18 protein-coding genes are annotated in these 23,938 nt (G+C 40.4%); 11 read left to right on the top strand and 7 right to left on the bottom strand.

All coding sequences use genetic code 11. From position 1 onward, the window contains the following. The first annotated feature begins 39 nt into the window (after positions 1-39). From argB to KGF34_RS08700, 7 genes are all read left to right on the top strand, one after another. The gene (gene argB / locus KGF34_RS08730; protein ID WP_186936154.1) at positions 40-891 is read left to right on the top strand and encodes an acetylglutamate kinase; all 852 of its coding nucleotides are present in this window, start codon (positions 40-42) and stop codon (positions 889-891) included. A 49-nt stretch (positions 892-940) separates the two neighbouring features. Continuing rightward, complete coding sequence (locus tag KGF34_RS08725; RefSeq protein ID WP_022234335.1) at positions 941-1,372, top strand: GNAT family N-acetyltransferase; 432 nt, start codon at positions 941-943, stop codon at positions 1,370-1,372. Positions 1,373-1,380: 8 nt separating this feature from the next. Then, a complete protein-coding gene (locus tag KGF34_RS08720; RefSeq protein ID WP_252558754.1) occupies positions 1,381-2,553 on the top strand; it encodes an aspartate aminotransferase family protein in 1,173 nt (390 codons plus the stop codon). A 1-nt stretch (position 2,554) separates the two neighbouring features. Continuing rightward, entirely contained in the window at positions 2,555-3,481 is a 927-nt protein-coding gene (argF, locus tag KGF34_RS08715; RefSeq protein WP_252558753.1) for an ornithine carbamoyltransferase, read from the top strand. A 200-nt stretch (positions 3,482-3,681) separates the two neighbouring features. Then, entirely contained in the window at positions 3,682-4,278 is a 597-nt protein-coding gene (locus KGF34_RS08710) for a hypothetical protein (RefSeq protein WP_252558752.1), read from the top strand. 87 nt (positions 4,279-4,365) lie between these two features. Continuing rightward, on the top strand, positions 4,366-4,989 hold the full coding sequence (locus tag KGF34_RS08705; protein WP_252558751.1) for a class D sortase: 624 nt from the start codon (positions 4,366-4,368) through the stop codon (positions 4,987-4,989). 2 nt (positions 4,990-4,991) lie between these two features. After that, positions 4,992-5,822, top strand: coding sequence for a hypothetical protein (locus tag KGF34_RS08700; protein WP_022234331.1), 831 nt, complete (start codon positions 4,992-4,994; stop codon positions 5,820-5,822). Between the two features lie 678 nt (positions 5,823-6,500). Here the strand turns inward: KGF34_RS08700 and gltA are convergent. Next, positions 6,501-7,892: an NADPH-dependent glutamate synthase gene (gene gltA, locus KGF34_RS08695; protein WP_252558750.1), complete on the bottom strand. Its 1,392-nt coding sequence runs from the start codon at positions 7,890-7,892 to the stop codon at positions 6,501-6,503. A gap of 2 nt (positions 7,893-7,894) precedes the next feature. Continuing rightward, positions 7,895-8,737: a sulfide/dihydroorotate dehydrogenase-like FAD/NAD-binding protein gene (locus KGF34_RS08690; RefSeq protein ID WP_022234329.1), complete on the bottom strand. Its 843-nt coding sequence runs from the start codon at positions 8,735-8,737 to the stop codon at positions 7,895-7,897. Between the two features lie 290 nt (positions 8,738-9,027). Here KGF34_RS08690 and KGF34_RS08685 point away from each other — a divergent pair, with 290 nt between their 5' ends. The 3 genes from KGF34_RS08685 (at position 9,028) to KGF34_RS08675 (ending at position 11,848) form a co-directional block, all read left to right on the top strand. Continuing rightward, positions 9,028-9,981: an L-lactate dehydrogenase gene (locus KGF34_RS08685; protein WP_022234328.1), complete on the top strand. Its 954-nt coding sequence runs from the start codon at positions 9,028-9,030 to the stop codon at positions 9,979-9,981. A gap of 138 nt (positions 9,982-10,119) precedes the next feature. Continuing rightward, complete coding sequence (locus tag KGF34_RS08680) at positions 10,120-10,287, top strand: hypothetical protein (protein WP_022234327.1); 168 nt, start codon at positions 10,120-10,122, stop codon at positions 10,285-10,287. A gap of 232 nt (positions 10,288-10,519) precedes the next feature. Further along, on the top strand, positions 10,520-11,848 hold the full coding sequence (locus tag KGF34_RS08675; protein WP_252558749.1) for an MATE family efflux transporter: 1,329 nt from the start codon (positions 10,520-10,522) through the stop codon (positions 11,846-11,848). Positions 11,849-11,909: 61 nt separating this feature from the next. On the opposite strand, the gene KGF34_RS08670 is transcribed toward KGF34_RS08675, so the two are convergent. From KGF34_RS08670 to KGF34_RS08660, 3 genes are read right to left on the bottom strand one after another with little or no spacing between them, the layout of a single operon-like run. Beyond that, on the bottom strand, positions 11,910-12,296 hold the full coding sequence (locus KGF34_RS08670; RefSeq protein ID WP_158552574.1) for an SMI1/KNR4 family protein: 387 nt from the start codon (positions 12,294-12,296) through the stop codon (positions 11,910-11,912). Positions 12,297-12,298: 2 nt separating this feature from the next. After that, the gene (locus KGF34_RS08665; protein ID WP_252558748.1) at positions 12,299-13,501 is read right to left on the bottom strand and encodes an HNH/ENDO VII family nuclease; all 1,203 of its coding nucleotides are present in this window, start codon (positions 13,499-13,501) and stop codon (positions 12,299-12,301) included. Next, the gene (locus tag KGF34_RS08660) at positions 13,498-14,808 is read right to left on the bottom strand and encodes a hypothetical protein (protein ID WP_252558747.1); all 1,311 of its coding nucleotides are present in this window, start codon (positions 14,806-14,808) and stop codon (positions 13,498-13,500) included. Before KGF34_RS08660 ends, KGF34_RS08665 begins: the two co-directional genes overlap by 4 nt. Positions 14,809-15,080: 272 nt before the next feature. Here KGF34_RS08660 and lepA point away from each other — a divergent pair, with 272 nt between their 5' ends. Beyond that, positions 15,081-16,892, top strand: coding sequence for a translation elongation factor 4 (gene lepA / locus KGF34_RS08655; protein ID WP_252560213.1), 1,812 nt, complete (start codon positions 15,081-15,083; stop codon positions 16,890-16,892). Between the two features lie 773 nt (positions 16,893-17,665). Here the strand turns inward: lepA and KGF34_RS08650 are convergent. Further along, positions 17,666-22,612 carry an alpha-amylase family glycosyl hydrolase gene (locus KGF34_RS08650; RefSeq protein WP_252558746.1) on the bottom strand — a complete coding sequence of 1,649 codons (4,947 nt, stop codon included), beginning with the start codon at positions 22,610-22,612 and terminating at the stop codon, positions 17,666-17,668. A gap of 177 nt (positions 22,613-22,789) precedes the next feature. After that, positions 22,790-23,626 (bottom strand): DNA-3-methyladenine glycosylase, encoded by an 837-nt coding sequence (locus KGF34_RS08645; protein WP_022234147.1) that lies wholly within the window; start codon positions 23,624-23,626, stop codon positions 22,790-22,792. Between the last annotated feature and the right edge of the window lie 312 nt (positions 23,627-23,938).

Genomic DNA, 23,938 nt, shown 5'->3' with positions numbered 1-23,938 from the left:
GAAAAACGGGCATTAAATTTATATCAGGGGAAATGAAAAATGGATATTAATAAAAGAGCAAAAGTCTTAATACAAGCTATGCCGTATATTCGTAAATTCAGCGGTGAAACAATTGTTGTAAAATACGGCGGCAACGCAATGATAAACGATAAACTCAAAAGCGCCGTTATGAGCGATATTGCACTTATGCGCCTTGTAGGCGTTAATGTTGTGCTTGTTCATGGCGGCGGCCCTGAAATAAATGCAATGCTTAAGGCAGTCGGCAAAGAGAGCAAGTTTGAAAACGGTATGCGTGTTACCGACGAAGAAACTATTGACATTGTGCAGATGGTACTTGCAGGCAAGGTAAACAAAAACCTTGTTCAGCTTATGGAAAAACACGGTGGAAAAGCAATCGGTCTTTGCGGTCTTGACGGCAATATGCTTATGGCGGAAAAACTTGTTACAAGTGCAGACCTCGGCTATGTAGGCGAGATTAAAGAAGTAAATCCGGAACCTTTGCAGAATGTTATCAACAACGGTTATATTCCGATTGTGGCTACCGTTGCAAGCGGTTATGACGGAAATGTTTATAATGTAAACGCAGACATTGCCGCAGCTCACATCGCCGCAAAAATCGGTGCCAAAAAGCTCATTCTTATGACAGACATCAGAGGTCTTTTAAAAGATGTAAACGACGAAGACTCGCTCATATCTGTTGTAAATGTCAGCGAAGTTCCTATGCTCAAGCGTGAGGGCATCATAAAAGGCGGTATGATTCCGAAAATTGACTGCTGTGTTGAGGCTGTAAGAAGCGGCGTAAGCAGAGCACACATTATTGACGGCAGAATTGAACACTCTATCCTCATTGAAATGTTCAGTGATGAGGGTATCGGCACAATGTTCTATTAATAGATTTGCAAATATTTTGCCTACGGGCAGTTGATAAGGAAAAACAGATATGACAATCAGAGAAATGACAATCGATGACTACGAGGAAGTATTTGCCCTCTGGCAGATTACCTCAAAAAGAGCCTTGTCCAAGGCTGACGAAAAAGCAAAAATAGAATCTTATCTGACAAGAAGCGAGGGTATGAGCAAGGTTGCCGTAATTGACGGTAAAATTGTAGGTACTGTACTTGCAAGTCATGACGGCAGACGAGGATTTATTCACCATATGGCGGTTCTGCCCGATTACCGAAGAAACCGAATCGGTCACGAACTTGCAAAAAGCGCTATCAAAGCGATTAAAGACCAAGGGATTGATAAAACTCATATCTTCTGCTATCAGAACAACACCACGGGTCAGAGCTTCTGGCAAGATTTCGGATTTAAAAAGCGTGAGGATATATTTGTTTTTTCCTTTAATAACGAAGATGTAGATAACACTTAAGGGGTGGTATGATGAATACAAAGGAAAAAGATTCGCAGTACATAATGCACACCTACGGCAGATACAATGTAGCTTTAAAAAGCGGCAAGGGTGCAACTGCTTATGACGAGGACGGCAAAAAATATGTAGATGTTGCATCGGGTATCGGTGTAAACAGCCTCGGCTGGTGCGAGGACGGCTGGGTAAAAGCCGTAAGCGAACAAGCAAACACAATTCAGCATATGTCAAACTACTTTTATTGCCCGCAGGCAAGTAATCTTGCCGAAAAACTCTGTACACTTACAGGCTTTTCAAAGGTATGCTTCGGAAACAGCGGTGCGGAGGCTAATGAATGTGCCATTAAAGTTGCGAGAAAATACAGCTTTGATAAGTACGGTGCTGACCGCAATGAGATTATTACACTCAACAATTCTTTCCACGGCAGAACAGTAACCACTCTTTCCGCAACGGGACAAGATGTGTTCCACAACTACTTTTTCCCGTTTACACAGGGATTCGCATATGTTGACGCCAACGATATGAACGCTCTTGAAAATGCCGTAACAGACAAAACCTGCGCAGTTATGCTTGAGCTTATTCAGGGCGAGGGCGGTGTAAATATCCTTGATAAAGACTATGTTCAGAGCCTTGTTAAGTTCTGTAACGAAAAGGATATTCTTGTTATTGTTGACGAGGTGCAGACAGGCGCAGGCAGAACAGGCAAGCTGTTCGCTTTCCAGAATTTTGATGTAAAACCTGACATTTTCACAGTTGCAAAGGGCATTGGCGGCGGACTTCCGATCGGCTTATGCGTTTGCGGCGAAAAACTAAAAGATGTAATGTCACCTTCGACTCACGGCACAACATTCGGTGCAAACCCTGTTGTTTGCGCAGGTGCAAACTATGTGCTTGATAAAATTTCAAAGCCGGAGTTTCTCTCCGAGGTTGAGTCAAAGGGTAAATATATAGAAGAAAAAGTCCTCAAAATGGACGGCGTAAAGGCTGTTCGCAGAATGGGACTTATGATTGGCATTGAGCTTAAAGACGGCGACGCACACGACATTGCGGCAAAATGTGTTGAAAACGGACTTATTATCATTACCGCAAAGTCACTTTTAAGAATGTTGCCGCCGCTTAACATTACAAAAGAAGAAATCGACCTTGCGCTTGATATTCTTGAAAAAACATTAAAGGAGAATTAAAATGAAGCATTTACTTAAACTTGAAGATTGGTCAACAGATGAAATCATCAATACTTTAAACCTTGCCGACCAGCTTAAATACGAGCAGAAACACGGCATTGAGCACAAAATTCTTGCCGGCAAAACTCTTGGTATGATTTTTGAGAAGTCAAGCACAAGAACAAGAGTATCTTTTGAAGTAGGTATGACACAGCTCGGCGGTTATCCGCTCTTCCTTTCATCCAATGATTTACAGATCGGCAGAGGCGAGCCTGTTCAGGATACAGCAAGAGTTCTCTCTCGTTTTCTTGACGGTATTATGATAAGAACATTTAAGCAGGAAGAGGTTGAGGCTCTCGCCGAGTACGGCTCTATTCCGATTATCAACGGTCTTACAGACTACTGCCACCCTTGTCAGGTGCTCGCAGACCTTATGACTATCCGTGAGTTTAAGGGTAAACTTGAGGGACTTAAAATGTGCTTTATCGGTGACGGCAACAATATGATGAACTCTCTCATTGTCGGCGCACTCAGCACAGGTATGTCTTTCTCTGCAGCTTGCCCAAAGGGATATATGCCGCCTGAACACATTATTGAATTCGGTAAAAAGTACGGCAACGGCAAATTTGAAATTGTTGAAGACCCAATGGAGGCTGCAAAGAACGCTGATGTTGTTTATACAGATGTTTGGGCATCTATGGGACAGGAAGAGGAGAAGAAGATCCGTGAACAGGCATTTGCCGGCTATCAGGTAAACAAAGAGCTTATGTCTGTTACAAATCCGGAGTGTATGGTTCTTCACTGCTTACCTGCTCACCGTGGCGAAGAAATCACTGCCGATGTATTTGAAGAGCATGCCAATGAAATCTTTGAAGAGGCAGAAAACAGACTTCATGCGCAAAAAGCTGTTCTTGTTGAATGTATGTCAGACAAGAAAATTCGTGAATAATACCAAAAACAAGCAAGATAAACAACTTTGTTTACTGCAAAAAATAAAAAAACTAAGATTCGACAGTAATTTAATGTAAAGTATTTACAAAAAAGAATTATTGTGTTAAAATATAATTCAAAGTAGATAGTTGGGCAAAATTTTATATATATAATTTTGTTCAACGATTTGCTAAATACTTTAGAGAGGCGGTATAAATAATGAAAAAGTTATCTGCAATCCTTGCATCAGCAACAGTTATTGCTATGGCTAGCGTGCCGGCTTTTGCCGCTGGTATCAACAGCGCAGAACAGGCTGTACTTGACAAGCTTTCAGAAGTAAACACAAGCTACAACGGTGGTTTTGTTACTAATGCTGATGAGATGCTCAACCAGGCTGAAAACTACTTCAACACTATTGACATGACAGACGCAGAATCTAAGGAGATTATTGCGGACATCAATGATGCTGTAGATTACCTTAAGTCACAGGGTGCTTCAACTGTTAAGGATCTTAACAAAGATCAGAAGCAGGAGCTCTTCACTTATGGTCAGAAGGCTGCTAATGTAATCGGTGTTACAGTTTCTTACGACAAGGCAACTAAGACTGTTTCTGCTACTGACAAGAACGGCAACGCAATTGTTAGCACAAAGGTTACAACTGACAGTAAGGGTAACACAACAACTACAAGCAATGCTATTGCTACAACAGGCGCTAATGTAAACACATTCGCTGTTGCTACAGTTGCAGGCGCAGCAGTTGCTCTTGCAGCAGGTGCTACAGTTGTTCTTTCTGTTAAAAAAAGAGAAAGAGCTTGATTGTAAATGTCTGATATGAAAAATACCAGACACAGGCATAAAAAAATTGGTGGGAAGGGTTTTTTAATTCTTCCCTCTATATTTTTTGTGGTAATTTATCTTTTAGGCTACCTTGTACTTATGCCGTCATCTTCTTTAATTTCGGCAGCGGGTCTTATGTTTTCGGACTCTGCAAGAGATTATTCCACAGAATATAACAATATATTTGTGCCGGTGTCAGAAAACGAAAATGAAACCGATTCAAATAAAAAACTGCCTATAAGTGAAATCCAATACCCAAAGACAGGCGAGCAATTCGGCGAACTTATCATAGAGGATTGCTCTATTGACAATAACCTTTTCTTCGGTGACGGAAATGTTGCACTGCGAAACGGCGTAGGCATATATAACGGCAGTTTTATACCGGGTTACGGAAAAACAATTCTTGTTGCCGGACACAACAATACATATTTTAACGGACTTAAAAACGCTAAGGCAGGGCAGACTGTTACCATTAAGACAAGCTACGGCAATTACACATACGAAATTACCGATACGGCTGTAAAGAAAGCGACAGACACCTCTGCGTATGATTTAAACGCAAATGAAGAAAATCTCATAATGTATACCTGTTATCCGTTTGACGAGCTTGGTCTTACAGATCAGAGATTTTTTGTGTATGCAAAATATGTTTCAGGTCCTCAGATTGATAAAACATCAAAGGAGGGCTGAATATGTCAACAGTTAAAAAGATAGTTAATATATTGCTTTCGCTTGTGCTTGCAGTGCTTTTAACAGTGCTTGCGTATGCTGTTTCGCTGCAGTTCACACTGTTTAATGACAGCTTTATGCTTGACAATATGAACACCTGCAATTACATAACCGAGAAAAAGGACGAGATAACAAGCAGTTTGACCGACCTCGGTTATGCAAGCGGACTTGAAGAGGACTTTTTCAACGGCTTGCTTGATGAAATAATGATTCACGAGGATACTGAAAAGTATATACAGGATTATTATTCGGGCGAGGGCAGTGTGATTGATAAAACAGCTTTTAAACAGGCGTTTAATACAGCGCTTGACGATTATATAGAGCAAAAGGGCATAAGCGCCGACAGTGTTTCGAGCGAAAACAGGGAATACCTTATAAAAGAGGCGGCTAAAATTTATAAGCAGTCGCTGGAATTGCCGTTTTTTGGAACATTAGCGGGCAGATTTCAGAATGTTAAAAAACTGTTGCCGTTTGTAATTGCAATATGTGCAGTGCTTTCGGCGCTGATTTGCGTAATATTTGTATTATCAACAAAATGGAAACATAGGGCAGTGCGCCATATTTATTATGCAACAGCCGCCACATTTTTGACAACATTGGTATTGCCGATAGTAATTTTGCTGTCAAAGAAGATTGAAACCTTTAACATAGCGTCAAGAGCAACATATATGCTGTTTGTATCGTGTGCAAATAACATTATAATGTGCGTGCTTGCGTGTTCACTGTTCTTTTTAATAGTATCGGTGGCATTGTTCTTGGTTTATAAACAGCTGTATAAAAAAGCGGTAAGCTGATTTAGAAAAGTATTAAGATACCCGATTGTAGCAAAGGCTATAATCGGGTTTTTGTTTGCTGTTTTGCAGTGATGGGGTGGGAAAAATCAGACGAACTTTTTAAGAAAATGACAAAATTATAAATTATGACTAAGTTTCAGTCGGGCAACAAAGTAAAGCAAAAGCTAAACTCTCCGTCCCGAAGTAAAAAGTTTGGTCAACCTTTTCAAAGGTTGTGGGTGTGGGCAACGCCCACAAATACTTTATGCTATCGCAAATTTTGATAGCCAAACGGCTTGCCGTTTGGCGGCTTGAACACAATGGCGAAAGCCAATGCGACAGCAACAGAGAAAAGATATTCCCTATAATTTGTGCCGTCATTGCTACGCAATGACGGCACATTATTTTATCTATTCCCCTTTTTAAGGCTATCGCCTGTTTTCAAAACATTGTCTTAGCACGCAAACAGCTTTGCTGTTTGCGCCCGATAATTTGATGTAAGGGAAACTTTTTATGGGCTCTGCCCAAACCCGCAAGCCTTTAAAAAGGCTTGACCTAAATTTTTTAATTATTTTACCAAACCATAATTACACCAACTTTTGATAAAGAGCCTTAATTATTAATCTTAGCGCTGAAACACACAAAAAATACCCGACTATAGCTTTTGCTATAATCGGGTAAATGTTTTTTATATGAGAATTACTCTTTGCTCTTAATGTACTCGTCAATAGCTGCTGCGGCTGTTTTGCCTGCACCCATTGCAAGAATTACTGTAGCAGCACCTGTTACAGCGTCACCGCCTGCATATACGCCCTCACGAGATGTAAGACCGTGCTCATCAGTGATAATGCCGCCCCACTTCTGTGTTTCAAGGCCCTTTGTAGTAGCCTTGATAAGTGGGTTTGGTGATGTACCGATAGAAATAACTACTGCGTCAACATCAAGTACAAACTCGCTGCCCGGCTTAACAACAGGTCTTCTTCTGCCGCTTTCGTCAGGTTCACCGAGTTCCATCTCAACGCACTTCATACCTGTTACAAACTCGTTTTCATCACCGAGAATTTCAACAGGGTTGTTAAGGAGCTTAAAGATAATGCCCTCTTCCTTAGCGTGCTCAACTTCTTCTCTTCTTGCAGGAAGTTCCTCTTCACTTCTTCTGTAAACAATGTAAACTTCATCTGCACCAAGACGCTTTGCACAACGGGCAGCGTCCATAGCAACATTACCGCCGCCTACGATAGCAACCTTTTTAGCGTGCATAATAGGTGTAGCGGAATCCTCTTTATAAGACTTCATAAGGTTTGTTCTTGTGAGGAACTCATTTGCGGAATAAACACCGCAAAGGTTCTCACCGGGAATCTTCATAAATCTCGGAAGACCTGCACCTGAACCGATAAATACTGCCTCAAAGCCCATATCGTCCATAAGCTCGTCAATAGAGATAACTCTGCCGATAACCATATTTGTTTCAACCTTAACGCCGAGAGCCTTAAGTGTATCAACTTCTTTCTGAACGATTGACTTTGGAAGTCTGAATTCGGGAATACCGTAAACAAGAACGCCGCCTGCAAGGTGGAGTGCCTCAAAAACAGTTACATCGTAACCCATTTTTGCAAGGTCGCCTGCGCAAGTAAGACCTGAAGGGCCTGAACCTACTACAGCTACCTTATGACCGTTTGGTTCCGGCTTATTTACAACAACATCTGTCTGAGCATTGTGCCAGTCGGCAACAAATCTCTCAAGTCTGCCGATACCTACAGGTTCGGTCTTAATACCTCTTACGCATTTTGACTCACACTGTGTTTCCTGTGGGCAAACACGGCCGCAAACTGCAGGAAGTGAGCTTGATTTTGAAATTACATCATAAGCACCCGAAAAGTTGCCCTGTGCAACTTCCTTAATAAAATCAGGAATTGAAATATGTACCGGACAGCCCGATACGCAAGGCTTATGCTTACAATTAAGGCAACGCTGTGCCTCTTCGATTGCAACTTCCTCTGTGTAGCCTGTAGCTACCTCAAGAAAGTTTTTATTTCTTACATTAGGCTCCTGTGTAGGCATAGGAGCTTTTTTAGGTGACATATTCGGCATAATTACTCAACCTCCTTCTTAAACAGATTACAAGCTTCGCTGTAAGCCTTACGCTCAAATTCCTTGTACATAGCGCCACGCTTCATAGCCTCGTCAAAGTCAACCTGGAAGCCGTCAAAATCAGGGCCGTCAACGCAAGCAAACTTTGTTTCGCCGCCAACCGTAAGACGACAGCCGCCGCACATACCTGTGCCGTCAATCATAATCGGGTTCATAGAAACTGTGGTAGGAATGTTGTAAGGCTTTGTTGTCTTAACAACGAACTTCATCATAATAAGTGGACCGATAGTAATTACAAGGTCGTAGTTCTCGCCGGCTTTAATCATCTCTTCGAGCGGAGTTGTAACAACGCCCTGTCTGCCGTGTGAACCGTCATCTGTCATAACAATAAACTTGTCTGAACAAGCCTTGAATTCGTCTTCAAGAATAACAAGGTCTTTGTTTCTGAAACCGACAATAGAGTGAACCTCTACGCCGAGCTCGTGGAGCTTTTCAGCTATAGGAAGTGCAATTGCGCAACCTACGCCGCCGCCTACAACGCAAACTTTCTTGTAGCCGTCTGTATGAGTAGGAACACCGAGCGGGCCTACAAAATCGTGAAGGCAGTCGCCCTCATTTAAGTGGTTGAGTTTTTCTGTTGTAGCACCGACAATCTGGAAAATAATACGAACTGTACCCTTTTCTCTGTCATAACCTGCAACAGTAAGCGGAATACGCTCACCGTCCTCGTCAACTCTAAGGATAATAAACTGACCCGGCTGTGCTTTTTTTGCAATAAGCGGAGCGTCAATTTCCATAAGAGTAACGGTAGGGTTGAGTGATTTCTTTTTAACTATCTTATACATCTCAAATCTATCCCTTCGTATAATCTTTTTAAATCCAACACATAAAATCGCATTGTATGCTTAATATTAGTTTATCACAATAGCATTAAATTTTCAATACAAATTCGTCTTTTTTCATCATAATCCTTAAGCACTTTTTTCCAAAACAATGTACATACAGCCGTATAAATTCATCTTTTATTGTAAAAATATATTTGATACATTTTCAAATTCGCAGCAAAAAATCCGATTTGCAAAAAGCAAAACAAAATCACTCCAACTCTACATTATAAGTCAGAAAGGATAATAATATGTTTACAAACAAAAAGAAAATCGCACTTGTCGGTACAGGAATGGTCGGTATGAGTTTTGCATATGCGGCTCTGAATCAAAACCTTTGTGACGAGCTTGTACTCATCGACATAAACGAACAGCGAGCCAGAGGCGAGGCAATGGATTTAAACCACGGCATTGCTTTTTCGCCTGCCAGCACAAAAATCTACGCAGGAAATTACAGCGATTGTAAAGATGCCGACATCGTTGTAATCTGTGCGGGTGCCAGTCAGCGGCAACCGTCGCAAAGCAGACTTGAGCTGTTAAAAGGCAATTACGAAATTTTCCGAAAAATTGTTCCGCAGGTAACGGAAAGCGGATTTGAGGGCATATTTATTGTCGCTACAAACCCCGTTGACATTATGACAAGAATTACCTGCGAGCTTTCGGGATTTAAAGCCGAAAAAGTAATCGGCACGGGTACAACCCTTGACACCGCAAGACTTAGGTATCTTTTGGGCGAATACTTTGAAGTTGACCCACGCAACATACACGCCTATGTAATCGGCGAACACGGTGACAGTGAATTTGTACCTTGGTCGCAGGCTCTAATTGCGGTAAAACCGATTTGCGATGTTCTTTCAGACAATTCCAAAAGCTATTTTATGGAGGATTTAGACCGAATAAGCCGAGAAGTCCGTACCGCCGCACACGAAATCATCGCCGCCAAAAAAGCGACATACTACGGCATAGGAATGGCAATAGTGCGTGTAGCAAGAGCCGTGCTTGAAAACGAAAACTCCGTACTCACGGTATCCGTTAGATTACGGGGTGAATACGGCGGCAAAAAAGATGTTTTCCTCGGCAATCCGGCAATAATCGGAAGTGAGGGCGCAAAGCGTATGCTTGAACTAAAACTTACTCCGTCAGAACAAAAATATCTTGAAAATTCATATAACATTTTAAACGACACCTATAAAAGTATTTTGTAAATAAATACAAAGATTAATAATTCGATAAACAGTCCGTCGGGAGAAAACTCCGCTCTCAACGGACTGTTTTTATTTGACTTTAATTTTTCCGAATGTTATAATGTAAGTATAAACAGGAATTTCGGGAGGTAAAGACATATGAAAAAGTTTAGAACCGCAGTGTCTGTTATCATTATGGTCATTGCCGGAATCGTCGGCTTTTTTGTCGGAGCATCTGTTAATGAGGCAATGACAGGAGCAGTTTTGTTCTCGATGATTTCCGGAATTGCGTGCATTATTTACACAATTGATAATTTTGAGAAATAATCGAATATACTTAAAAATAAAATATGATTTTATGTTAAAACTCTTTAAATTCTTGACATTGGTATAAAAATATACTAAAATGTCTGTACTTATAATAAAATATGGTCATCGGAGGACAGGGTGTCGTAACACCATTCCGAGTATTCGGAGCACTTTCGATAAGATGTCGGGTGAGCTCGGTTATTGATAATATAACCGAGCTGTTTTTATGTAAAATAAAGGAGAGTGAAATATGATTCAGTTATTGGAGCATTTTACCTACAAAAAACTTATCCGATTTACAATTCCAACTGTTGCAATGATGATTTTTACATCTGTTTACGGGGTTGTTGACGGACTGTTCGTATCAAATGTTGCGGGCAGTGAGTCTTTTGCGGGAGTTAATCTGATTATGCCGGCACTTATGATGCTCGGCTCTGTGGGATTTATGATTGGTACAGGCGGCAGTGCTCTTGTTTCAAAGACCATTGGCGAGGGCAACAAAAAGCTCGCCAACCGCTATTTTTCAATGCTGATTTATTTTTTGGTAATTGCGAGTATTGTTTTAGCGGCAATCGGTATTTTGTTTATAAGACAAATCTCCGAACTTTTGGGCGCAGAGGGCGAAATGGTTAATATTTGTTCGGTTTACGGCAGAACTCTTTTGTTCGCTCTCCCCTTCTTTATGCTTCAGAACTGCTTTCAAAGTTTTCTTGTAGTTGCCGAAAAACCTGCAATGGGACTTGGAGTTTCTCTTGCCGCAGGACTTACAAATATGGTGCTTGACTTCCTGTTTATCTATGTATTCGGCTTGGGCGTATTTGGCGCTGCGCTTGCAACCGGTATAAGCCAATTTATCGGCGCAATGATCCCGATATTCTACTTTGCACGCAAAAACAAGTCGCCGCTGAAACTTGTTAAAACCAAACTTGAACTTAAACCGATACTTAAAACCTGCACAAACGGCTCTTCCGAAATGGTAACAAACATTTCAATGTCGCTTGTAAATATGCTCTACAATTTACAGCTTGTTAAATATGCGGGTTACGACGGCGTTGTAGCTTACGGCATTATAATGTATGTCGGATTTATTTTTGTCGGCACTTACCTCGGCTACTCGGTCGGAGTTGCTCCGATTATCGGATACCACTACGGTGCAGGAAATACCGATGAGCTGAAAAGCCTTTTCAAAAAAAGTCTTATTTTGCTGTCGGCAACCGCAGTTATCCTTACCGCCTGTGCAGAAATTTTTTCCTCTGCTCTGGCAGGAATTTTCGTAGGATACAACAAAGAACTGCACGATATGACAACCAATGCAATCTGCCTGTTTGCGCTGTCATACATTATAAGCGGTATCAATATCTTTGCATCGGCATTTTTTACAGCGCTGAACAACGGTCTTGTTTCCGCTATAATTTCATTTTTGAGAACGCTCGTTTTTCAAATTGCTTTCATCTTTATTCTCCCCGAACTGCTCGGACTTAACGGAATATGGCTTGCCGTAGTAGGCGCAGAAATTTGCTCGCTGATTATAAGCGTATCATTCTTTGTGGCAAACAGAAAAAAGTATAAATATGTATAAAATAAAAAGCTGTTTTTCTTGTGGGAAAGACAGCTTTTTAACATTATGCTTAAACAGTTAATTAAAAATCAATATATTCTAAAAGAGAATTGCAAAGTTTTATTGGCTTTTTATTTGGCATTGTTTGATATACAGCACCGTTTGTATCTTGCCATATTACTATATCGTCAATATTTGCCTGTTCAATTACATACCAATCCTCAGGCACTTTATTATATTTGCGTTCTTCTTTAGTAACATCAACTACATTCAATCTTTTCGAATTACATATGCCTGTTAATTCATGACCGCTAAATGTAACTGCGCCATATTCTTTAATAATCATTCTATAATCAGAAGCAAATCTAATATTTAATATTAATTCTGCTTCTTTTATATTTTCTTCTGATATATTTCCTATGCTATAAAATTTTGATTTATTTTTTATCAAATTTAAAATATCTTTCACACTTATACTCCTCCCGTAGATATGGCTCTCTGTGCAAATTCAGTCCAAAATTTTGCTCTCTGTTGATTCCATTTGTTTCCCTTACCATGAACTTCGGTCTCTTCTCCGAATTTATGCCATATTGTATTGTTTCCATTTTTCCTATGTTCAGCTTGGGTTAGAATAGCAAGTGTAGAATCAGCTTTCTGTCCGATGTGATGAAGTTCATACGGAATACCGTCAGGGTCAAGTGGAGCAAAGCCGTCTAACATTCTTTGCAAGTTAGTGCGACCATATTCATCAACAAAATTCAAATCTATTTTTCGAATCAATGCAACATTTCCGTTTATAAATTCCGCTGATAATCCGGCTTTTTTACAAATATTATATTGTTCCATGTTTGAAAACTGCTTAATAACATCCAAAGGATATTTTGATTCTTTTTGAATTGAAGCAACTTCATTCATCGTTAAACCATTTAGCGTTGCACCTTTTAGCCCGGCCGCTTCTGAAGCACCGCCAAAAATAGCACCGGTAATTGCTCCCCATTTAAATTCATTACTGCCGGCTAATGTACCGGATTTTATGGCTTCTTCAAAATTACCGGTCTGTATTCCTGTTACTAATCCTGCTGCAACTCCGCCGATTATACCTGATGATAAACCCATAACAGCACTCGTTTTTGCTGATACTGCAAAAACAGCACTCATGGCAGGTAATCCTGCGCCACCGCTTACAACAGAAACCGTTACGCAAATTAATATTACACCTGTTCCGATAGCTACATTTTTAATTACTTGTTCGTAAGTATCATCATACTTTTCAAATTCTTTTACAATGGTTTTTCCGTCATCATCCGAAGTAAAAATATATCTTTTGCCTTGAAAGCATGAATCTAATTCAGACAAAGTATACCCAAAATATATATTCTCTTTTGAGTTGTATTCAACTTCTTCGAGATATTCCTTAGATATATACTGCGTACTTACATTTTCAACAAAGTAATCTTCGCTGTTTAGTTTTTCAACAAGATTTTCATATACTTCATCTTCTATATAATTTAATAAACTTGTATCATCCAGTCCCGTAAAGGTTGGAACTTCTTCTGATAATATACTTTGTGTTACATTTTCTGTTGGAATTGTATCGCTGACTTCACTGTTTATTTGAGATGTACAGCCAACCAGAAGTGTACATATTAATATTAAAGCTATTAGTTTTTTCATTTTTTCACACTCCTGTCGCTATTCGAATATATATCATTATCACTTTCAGCTTTTTTCTTTTTTCGAATAAATACAATTGTAATAATAATTGCCGTTATCGCAATTAATCCAATTGCGATATACAACCAAATAAACCATATTGGTTTTTCATTACTGTTTTGATTCTTATTTACGGTTGATAAAATATTTTCTTTTTTATTTGAATCGCCGTCTGTCGGATTTGTTTCCTCTATAACCGGTAAAGTTTCGTTAGATGCTGTTATCAATGTTCCGTCCTCTGCTACCTTTCCACCTAACGCAAGCTGATGTTCTACATCAGAAATAGACAGTCCTGTTGCTACATGTGCTTTTAATACATCATCCGTACCAACATAAATTACTTTTGTAGTAGTTTGATCTGTATAAATATTTTTTACAGTGATTGTATATATACCTTCATCCGTGTATTCTTCGCCATCTTTTGCGGGTTTATTAAAACGTACATCTTCGGTGAGCCCTTCTGCACCATCTTTGCGTATTTGTTTTTGAATATCAATATTCAAATATCTTGATTTCGCTAAATCCAAATAAAAGCCATTTTCTGTTATTGACTTATTTGTAAGTTCATCTCCGGTTTTAACATCAAAAGGATACACCATGCAATTTCCGTTTCGTACAGAAAATTTGAAAAACACTTTATAGTTATAATATGACGGCAATGGTTTCCAGCCAAATATATTAAAATTAGTTTTACTGATTTCATAATCCAAAGCAACCTCATAGTCGCCCTCTTCACAAAGTTCAACTTTTACAGCTTCGTTTTGTTTTGCACTTGCAGATAAATAATTTGTATAAATAACCGGATCAACAGTATGGTTCTGATAATCAGTATGACGAATAATCAAAGTTCCTTTTCCAAAATCAGTTTTTTCTACACCAAAATATTCATCGTATCCGTTGGTATCGTCACAAATGCTTAGTTCTTCATTGTCATTAAGTTTATCTATATTCTGTTCCAATTCAAACCATAAAGTTACAGTATCACCAACCGTTTTGAGAAAAATCGGACTTTCATTTTCACTGTTTTTAATTCTTGTATATCCGCTAATATAGAATTTTCCTAATTCCCATCCAAAGTGCGGATCGTCTTCTGTAATTTTATCATTTTTTGAAAAACCCGTATCATGCCCGGTATTAACTGTATTTCCTATGTAAAATATATTTTCATTACTTGAATCCGCAGCGTGCACCGCTAAATAAAAGCATTGAATACTACTTATTAAGAGAGCTACTATTATAGCTACAGAGTTTTTAAATGTTTTTCTCATATTTTCCTCATTCCAGTCTTAAAATTTTGTTAATTACTATACATTATAGCAATAAATTAAATTATTTTCAATAATTATTACAATAATTTTATACAACTAAATAAAATGTAAATCTTAAATTATCTTGTATGTATTTCTTTCCGTACAATCACAAATTTATTGCCAACAAATGCAAAATGTGTTATTATAAATATGTATATATTCGGACAGGCGTTCAGTCTGTTAATTCAGGTGCAGGCTTACCTGCAAATATCTGCGAAAAGGTGATAGAATTGTCATTTCCACAGGACAAAATTAGAAATTTCAGCATAATTGCTCATATTGACCACGGCAAAAGTACGCTTGCCGACCGTATTCTTGAGCAGACCAATTCGGTATCTGCCCGTGATATGGAGTCACAGCTCCTTGACGATATGGAACTTGAGCGTGAGCGTGGCATAACAATAAAGGCTCGTGCCGTATCGGTTACTTATGATGCCGACAACGGCGAAAAATATCTTTTCAACCTCATTGACACTCCCGGTCATGTTGACTTTAACTACGAGGTTTCCCGTTCTTTGGCGGCTTGTGAGGGTGCAGTGCTTATTGTTGACGCATCTCAAGGCATTGAGGCTCAAACTCTCGCCAACACTTATCTTGCTGTCGACAGCGGTCTTGAAATTGTGCCCGTAATCAACAAAATCGACCTGCCGAGTGCCGATCCTGACAGAGTTATCGAAGAAATTGAAGATGTAATCGGTATTCCTGCCGAGGACGCACCAAAAATTTCCGCTAAGCAAGGCATCAATATTCACGCTGTCCTCGAAAAAATCGTATCAGACATTCCTGCTCCGACAGGCGATGTCAACGCACCTCTCCGTGCGCTGATTTTTGACAGCTACTACGACAGCTACAAAGGCGTTATCATTTATGTTCGTCTTAAAGAGGGACAGATTCACCCGGGTGACGAATTTAAACTTATGGCAACAGGAAGTACATTCACCGTTGTGGAATGTGGTCTTATGCATGCCACATCAATGGAATCTACCAACGGACTTTATGCCGGCGAGGTTGGCTACATTGCGGCATCTATCAAAACTCTTGCAGACGCAAAGGTTGGTGACACCGTTACCCTTACGGCAAATCCTGCGGCAGAGCCTTTACCGGGTTATCGTGAGGCACAGCCTATGGTTTACTGCGGTATTTATCCTGTTGACGGTGCAAAGTACGGTGATCTTAAAGACGCTCTTGAAAAATTACAGCTTAATGACGCAGCACTCTCTTTTGAACCCGAAACATCTGTTGCTCTCGGTTTTGGCTATCGTTGCGGATTTCTCGGACTTCTTCATATGGAGATTATTCAGGAAAGACTTGAGCGTGAATATCAGCTTGACCTTATTACAACCGCACCGAGCGTAATTTACCGAATAACCAAAACAGACGGCACTGTTGAGATGATTGACAACCCTACAAATTATCCTGACCCTGCGCTTATAGCAATGGCTGAAGAGCCGATGACTACCGCACATATTTACTCACCAAAGGAATATGTGGGCAACATTATGGAGCTTTGCCAGGACAGACGAGGCATATTTATAGATATGCAGTACATTGATGCAGACAGGGTTGACTTGCACTATGAATTACCGCTTGCCGAGATTATTTACGATTTCTTTGATACCTTAAAATCACGCACAAGAGGTTATGCATCTTTTGACTATGAGCTTAAGGATTATGTAAAGAGCAACCTTGTTAAACTTGACATTATGCTCAACGGCGATGTTGTCGATGCACTGTCGTTTATTATTCACGCAGACAAGGCATATGGCAGAGCGAGAAAGATGGCGGAAAAGCTCAAGGAGAAAATTCCAAGACAGCTGTTTGAAGTTCCGATTCAGGCTTGCATTGGCGGTAAAATCATTGCGAGAGAAACCGTTAAGGCTATGAGAAAAGATGTACTTGCAAAGTGCTACGGCGGTGATATTTCCCGTAAAAAGAAACTTCTTGAAAAGCAGAAAGAGGGTAAAAAGCGTATGCGCCAGCTCGGTTCTGTTGAAGTTCCGCAAGAGGCATTTATGGCTGTACTTAAACTCGATACAGATTGATTTAATCGGTAGAATTTATATAATGATAAAATTAAACTCGGATTACGGCAATGGCTGTAATCCGAGTTTTGGTTTTGAGAAAAAGCTGCACTTAAAAACAAAAGAGTTAAAATTTCGGTCAACCCTTTTTAAAGGGTTGCGGGTTTGGGCAGAGCCCATAAAACAGTAAAAATAGACTGATTAAAAATATAAACAAGCATTTGTAATTAATACCACAGAATAACTATACTTTAGATTTATCAAGACTTTAAAATAAAGTAAAAATCAAGATTAATGAGTGGCAGAAAGTAGGAAAGTAGTACTTGAGTGTCAGTAGAAAAAAGGAATTTTAAAGAACGCAAAAGTTTGTGTGTGGCTATTTTGCTCTTGAAAAGTGGCAAAATAGTAGTTGCAGTAGCGTGGCTTTTCCTTTATTGCTGTCACATTTTTAGGCTCTCGCCATTATGTTCAAGCCGCCAAACGGCAAGCCGTTTGGCTATTAAAATTCGCAATAAACTAAAGTTTTGTGGGCGTTGCCCACACCCACAACCTTTGAAAAGGTTGAGCAAACTTTTTAATTCGTGACGGAAAGTCTTTTCATTCGCTAAAATTGTTGCCCGACAAAAAGTAACCTGTTTTTTATTCCACTCGATGGTAACAAAAAGGTTGACCTAAATTTTTTAACTTTATCTCAGTAATTTAATTCTGCAATTACGCAAAAGAAAAATACTCGTCATCGCAAATGCAATGACGAGTACTTATTTTTAAATCATCCGATTATTAAGTGTGATAATTTAGTTTGCTTTGCCGAGATCCCAGTAGCCGAGGAACATACCGTAGCCGTCTGTGCTTGAACCTGTTACCTTAGAATCGCAAACAACGAATGTTTCGTTGTTGTGGTCTGCAACTGAGAATGTACCCTTGTTGTATGCTGAGCTGTAAGCACCGCTCTTTGCGTTAAGTACATTGTAGCCGTTTGAGAGGATTGTTCTGAAAACACCGTTGCTGTTGCAGAATACAACATTCTTTGCACCGTCAATAGCCTCAATCTGATCGCTGTTGAGTGTTACCTTATATACAGAATACTCACCTGCTGTAAGAGCGTTTGTCTTTAATGAAGGTGTGAACTTTTCATCTGTTTTCTCCATAGCAATCTTTGTAAGGCCATTTGCCGAGTTGCTTGAACCGTATGCAAGGTAAACGCCCTTATTCATAGCTGTTTTGCTCTTTGCAGGGTTAGGGAATACACAATAAAGTGTAGCTGTGCTCTCAACAATTTCGATTTCAGATGTTGACCAGTAACCTGTAAATGTGCCGTAGCCCTCAATGCTTGTGCCTGTTGTTACACCGTCACAAATTACAAATGTGTTCTTCTCTCTGTCAGCAAGTTTTGCCTTTGTTGTTGAGTATGTGCTTGAATACTGAGTACCTGCCGGAGCTTTCATAACGCTGTACTTACCGTTGATGTATGTTCTGTAAGTACCTGATGCGTTCTCGAAGATTACATATGATGAAGAATCAATAGCCTTTACCTGATCCTCTGTAAGAGTTACAGTGTATACAGGATATGTGCCGTCTACAAGCTGTGTTGACTTAGAATCAACATCAACATATGTGCTTGTTCTTGTCATCTTAATCTTTGTGAATGAATCGAGCTTATAGTCGTTGCTGTAAGCAAGGTAAACACCCTGATTCCAGCAGTTCTTCCACTTAGCAGATGCAGGAGCTACAGCATTGATAGTTGTGCACTTTGTCCAGTAACCTGTGTATGTACCGAAACCGTCAACGCTTGTGCCTGTTGCTACATCACCGTTCATAATGAATGTGTAGCCGTTGAGGTCTGCTACTGAAGTTTTAGCTGTGTTGTAGTCTGCACTGTATGTGCCTGACGGAGCTTTAAGTAAGTTGTACTTTGAGCTTACATAAGTTCTGTAAGTATTTGACTTGTTTGTAAGAACAACATATGTTGCCTTGTTAATAGCCTCTGCCTGTTCCTTTGTAAGTGATACCGAGTAGAGAGCATATGTGCCGTTTGTGAGTTTTGTTGACTTTAAGTCAGGTGTGAGATACTCTGTTGTCTTTGTGAGCGGAATCTTTGTGAATGAGTTGAGCTGGTAGTTGTTGCTGTATGCAAGGTAAATACCGTCATCCCAACACTTAGGACTTGATACTGTCTTTGGAACAACAAAGTTGAGTGTTACCTCGTCAGTTTGCTCTGCTGTTGCAGAAATCTTTGTGCTTGTCTTAGCTGTGAAGTTTTCAAAACCAGGAGTTGAAGTAACATCTGTCTGAGCTACTCCGCCTCTTACAACAGGTTTAAACTTAAGGTTGTAGTTGCTGTCAAGGTAACCTACGCTAAGTGTTTTAAGGTTGAAGTCAACTGTTGTGTTGCCTGTGCCGATTACATTGAAGTAAACTCTTGCAAGAGCCTTGCCGCCACTGAAATCAGCAAGATTCTGAATTTCACTGAAGTTAGATTTGATTGTGCCCTTAGCGTCCATAATGTTAGTAACCTCGTTAGTAACATATGGCATAAGCTTAGCTGAACGCTCCTTATCAACAGCGAGCTTTGTGTTATCGTAAGTAAGTGTCCACTCTGCATTTACGAGATCCATTGAAGAATCTACAATGTACTCAAGACAAACTGTATCGCCCTTCTTAAATGTTACATTTGCATTTGAGAAGTAGTTAGATTTACTTGAGATATTAAGGTTTGTGCCCTGTGTAGGTGACTGTGTTGTCGGAGCTACTGTAGTCGGCTGTGTAGGTCTTACTGTAGTCGGCTGTGTAGGTCTTACTGTTGTTGGCTGTGTAGGTCTTGCTGTTGTCGGCTGTGTAGCCTGAGAAGCTGTTGTAGGAACAATAAGGCTTGTGATGTCACCGCTTGACATATTGTATGCACCTACAGCTGATGAAACGCTGTTTCTCTCTGCCTTGAATGTAAGCTTTGATGAAGCGTTAAGTGTAGCTGTTGTAACTGTAAATACACCTGTTACATCGTCAGCCTGTGTTGTGTATGCTGTGCCGTTTACTGTTACTGTTACCTTTGAAGCAGGAGCAGCAACACCGCTTACTGTATTCTTGCCCTTAACTGCATAGCCGAGTGCAGGAACATTAAGCTGTAACTTAGCCTTTGCATTCTGTAATGTTGTTATCATTGCAGTAACCTGATCGTCGTCAGCATCACTGCCCTGTGCAACGAGTGCGTCAACCGACTTCATAACTGATTCAACAGTTGTCCATGAAGATGCTGTGTAATCGGAAGAAGTCATTGCTTTAACTTCTCTTCCCTCTTTCTTAAGCTGCTCGAGCGGTGAAGCAGGAGTTTCTACAATCTTAAGATCATAAGAAGAGAATGATGTATTTTTAACTGTGATAATTGCGTCGCCTGTAATGCCTGCAATATCAGCTGACTGTACTTTGCCGCCGTTATTGAGTACTACATTGTAAGCTTCTGTTGTATTAAGGTCAACATAGTAGTCACCGTTATCATCCTTAGATGTAAGCTGTGTGCCAGGCCATGCACCGAGAAGTGTGTTGCTTGCGCCTGTCCAAGCATATACATAAGGAGCTGAACCGTCAGCTGTCTTTACAACAAGACGAGATGTTGTTTTTACAGGAGCTGTTGAGCCGCCCTGTACTTTTTTCTTGAATGTTGCTTTTGACTCAGAAGAACCGATCTCGTTCTCTGCCTCAAGAGTAATTGTAATTGTATCGCCATCGTAAGCTGTGTTACCGATTGTGATTGTGTCGCCGTCTTTTACGATAAACTTGTTACCGCCGTCAATAGAGCACTTAGCCTGCTCGCACTTGTCAAGGCTTACTGTAACAGTCTGTGTACCTGTAAACTCTGCGTCACCCTTAACAGACATAAGAGGTCTGCCGTCAGGCTCTTCAACGAGGATTGTACCGTTCTTGCCGCTGTTGAATGTAACCTTACCGTTTGATACAACAGCAGATGACTGATCGTAAGCATTTACAAGATACTGACCGTCGCTCCAAGTGTCGCCAACGTTGATTGTAACATCAGTATTTGCATTAGCATAGATACAGCCGATTACCTTATCTGTAATGCCGTTCTTGTCGTAATCTCTTGCAAAAGCATAACCTGATGTTGATGTAAGGCTTGTGTTAGAGCCTGCACCTACAGAGATGTGGTTGTTACGGAATACACCGACTTTCTGCCAATGCTCAAGAACATTTGTATCCATTGAGTCCCAGTTCATATCACTTCTGAGTGAGTGACCTGCGCCGCCGTTACCGTCGTTAGGAACACCTGCTACCATTGGACGGTTTGTTTCGTCACCGTAGAATATCTGAATTCCGCCCGGGCATAAAAGAAGGCCTGAACCTGTACCTATAAGGTCGCCTCTTGCGAGAACAGAGTCGTGTGAAGATACATAAGAAAGAACATTGAAGCTGTCATCGTTATTGATAGCCTTTGCAAATCCATCATATGTGCCCTTAACTCTGCCTGCGCTTAAAAGTCCGCCACCCTGAGTTGAGAAGTTGATCATTGAATCAAATCCGCCCTGTGTGTAGTAGCCGTCCTTATTAACACCGTGATCCCAACATTCACCTGTCATCCAGAAATCTTCATCCCAGTCTGCGCCCGGCTTGTCAGGGTTGTTTGCTCTCCACTCTTTAAGAGCGTCAACACAAGCATTCTTAAGGTTTTTCCAAGAAGCAAATTCAACGTGTTTTGCGGTATCGCAACGGAAACCGTCAACACCGTACTCTCTTACCCACTCTGAAAGCCAGCCTGCAAGGTAGTTGCTTACAGTCGCGTTTCTGCCTGTTTTGGTGAAGAAGTTATTAATCTTTGCTGTTTCAGAATCAAGTCTGCCCTCTCTGCTCCACTTTTTCTGGAGAATTTTTGGAAGACCTACTGTAGAAGCCTGCTCTGTTTTAAAGTCAGGAAGACCTGCAAGAGACATTGTGAGGTCACTGCCGCCACCTTCTGTATAACCTGCTACACCGCAACGAATCCAATCAGGACCCCACCAGTTAGCCCAGTCTTCTGCATTTGTATCGTAGTCGATAAAGCTGTGATATGTTTTGTTGTTTATATTCTGATGTGGATAGTATGCGTCTTCCCAGCCCGGTGCTACTGTGCCGTAACCATACTCTGCCATATCGTAAAGCGAGTTGTAACCTGAGTGGTTCATTACGATATCCATAATAACTCTGATGCCGTGCTCATGAGCTGTGTCAACAAGAGTTTCAAACTCCTCGGCAGTACCGAAGTTTGCATCTGTCTGTGTGTAGTCGAGAACATAGTAGCCGTGGTATGAATAGTGAGCGTAACTTGGATTACCGTCGCTGCCTACCACATAACCGTGTGTCTGCTCATACGGAGCGGAAATCCAGATTGCGTTTACACCGAGGTTATTGAAATAACCATCTTCGATAGACTGTGTAACACCGGCAAAGTCGCCGCCGTGGAAGGTAGCTCTATCATCAATGTTAGAAAGAACCTTACCGCTCTGGTCAAGACCTCTGTTGTATGAGTGGTCGTTTGATGTGTTTCCGTTTCTGAAACGGTCGGTTAAGAGAAAGTAAACCGATGCATTGTCCCAAGAAAAGTTATCTTTGCTCTTTGTTGTAGAAGCAGATACTTTTTCTGTAGTATCAACGGTAGCAGCACTTGCCACTGTTGAGAATGCAAAGGTTGTGCTTGACATAACGGTGCAAAGTGCAATTGCAACGCTTGTCGCTTTTAGCATTCCGTGCTTGTTCATTGGTTTGATTACTCCTTTCAAAACTTCCAAGGGCATCCTGCCCTATCGTTTATAATGTTATCACAAAATTATCACAATTTCCATAATTTTATTATAGAAAAATGAAAAACGGCAAATTTTACAAATTCAACTACGGAATTATGTGCAATTTGCCGTTCCATTTTCACATTATTATTGTTAATCAAACAATTCCGGGTGCATTCTGCTGTAATGAAATATGTATTGTTGTGCTATCCCCGCACAATCGCCGAAATCCGACGGCATCATACCGGGGAAAAGCTTTTCCATTGCCCTTTTCATCCATACATCAACAGGAAAAGCCTCTATTCTGTGTAAACCGAAAAGCAGAGTGCAGTCGGCGACCTTAACTCCGACACCCGTAATTTTCATAAGCTCTTTTCGTGCCTGCTCGTAATCAAGCGTGCGGCAGCTTTCAAGGTCAACCTCACCGCTGTAAACCTTTTGTGCCGCATCTATAAGGTAACGATTACGAAAGCCTGCCCTTAAAGGCGCAAGGTCATCGGCTGAAAGTTCCGCCATTTTTTGCGGTGTAGGAAAAGCAAAATCTCCGGGAGAAATTTCTTCTCCGAAGTTTTCGCAAAGTCTTTGAACAATACCCTTGATTCTTTTTATATTGTTATTTTGTGAAATAATGAATGTGCAGAGTGCCTCATAAGGCTCTTGCCTTAATATTCTTATACCGGGAGCATATTTTGCCGCCTCTTTAAGCACGGGGTGAATTTCACTTATTTCTTCTCTGATTTTACCGTAATCAAGTTCGAGGTCAAAGTAATCTTTCCATATACTTTCAAAATCAGCTTTATTTGAGTTTTCGATATACAGACGCTCACCGTCAAGTCTTACTCTGACTTTTTTACCGAAAGCGATTCCGTCAAACGAACCGTCGGCATTTTCTGTCCAGCGAAAGCTCTGACCGCAGTCAAGTGTTTGTCTTAAATCAAGGTCTGTTACATTGTCGATACAGATGTAACCGTCAAATTCGGTGCAGGTCATAATATCCTCCGTATAAATTTTGTTTACAGAATTATTTTGATAAAAATTCTAAATAACATTATACATAGTTTTTCATATAAAAACAACTTATTTGAATTTTGTTCTGAATGTTAAGGGGTGAAATTGTAGTTTAACAAATTGATTTGCCAATTAATTATAAAAGTTTGGTCGACCTTTTCAAAGGTCGTGGGTGTGGGCAAAGCCCACAAATACTTTCCGTTTATGCAATCTGACGATAGCAGAACAGCTTGCTGTTTGGCGGCTTGAACACAACGGCGTTAGCCTTTAAAAGCGATAGCAATAAGAAAAGAT

Source organism: Ruminococcus sp. FMBCY1 (assembly GCF_023921805.1).
Taxonomy (GTDB): domain Bacteria; phylum Bacillota; class Clostridia; order Oscillospirales; family Acutalibacteraceae; genus Ruminococcoides; species Ruminococcoides intestinale_A.
The sequence above is the reverse complement of the archived record's forward strand: the minus strand, read 5'-3'. Positions and strand labels throughout refer to the sequence as shown.

Excerpts from the sequence above, each read along its gene's own strand:
- argB (WP_186936154.1), top strand. The coding sequence starts at position 40 with ATGGATATTAATAAAAGAGCAAAAGTCTTAATACAAGCTATGCCGTAT.
- KGF34_RS08725 (WP_022234335.1), top strand. The coding sequence starts at position 941 with ATGACAATCAGAGAAATGACAATCGATGACTACGAGGAAGTATTTGCC.
- KGF34_RS08720 (WP_252558754.1), top strand. The coding sequence starts at position 1,381 with ATGATGAATACAAAGGAAAAAGATTCGCAGTACATAATGCACACCTAC.
- argF (WP_252558753.1), top strand. The coding sequence starts at position 2,555 with ATGAAGCATTTACTTAAACTTGAAGATTGGTCAACAGATGAAATCATC.
- KGF34_RS08710 (WP_252558752.1), top strand. The coding sequence starts at position 3,682 with ATGAAAAAGTTATCTGCAATCCTTGCATCAGCAACAGTTATTGCTATG.
- KGF34_RS08700 (WP_022234331.1), top strand. The coding sequence starts at position 4,992 with ATGTCAACAGTTAAAAAGATAGTTAATATATTGCTTTCGCTTGTGCTT.
- gltA (WP_252558750.1), bottom strand. The coding sequence starts at position 7,892 with ATGCCGAATATGTCACCTAAAAAAGCTCCTATGCCTACACAGGAGCCT.
- KGF34_RS08690 (WP_022234329.1), bottom strand. The coding sequence starts at position 8,737 with ATGTATAAGATAGTTAAAAAGAAATCACTCAACCCTACCGTTACTCTT.
- KGF34_RS08685 (WP_022234328.1), top strand. The coding sequence starts at position 9,028 with ATGTTTACAAACAAAAAGAAAATCGCACTTGTCGGTACAGGAATGGTC.
- KGF34_RS08680 (WP_022234327.1), top strand. The coding sequence starts at position 10,120 with ATGAAAAAGTTTAGAACCGCAGTGTCTGTTATCATTATGGTCATTGCC.
- KGF34_RS08675 (WP_252558749.1), top strand. The coding sequence starts at position 10,520 with ATGATTCAGTTATTGGAGCATTTTACCTACAAAAAACTTATCCGATTT.
- KGF34_RS08665 (WP_252558748.1), bottom strand. The coding sequence starts at position 13,501 with ATGAAAAAACTAATAGCTTTAATATTAATATGTACACTTCTGGTTGGC.
- KGF34_RS08660 (WP_252558747.1), bottom strand. The coding sequence starts at position 14,808 with ATGAGAAAAACATTTAAAAACTCTGTAGCTATAATAGTAGCTCTCTTA.
- KGF34_RS08650 (WP_252558746.1), bottom strand. The coding sequence starts at position 22,612 with ATGAACAAGCACGGAATGCTAAAAGCGACAAGCGTTGCAATTGCACTT.
- KGF34_RS08645 (WP_022234147.1), bottom strand. The coding sequence starts at position 23,626 with ATGACCTGCACCGAATTTGACGGTTACATCTGTATCGACAATGTAACA.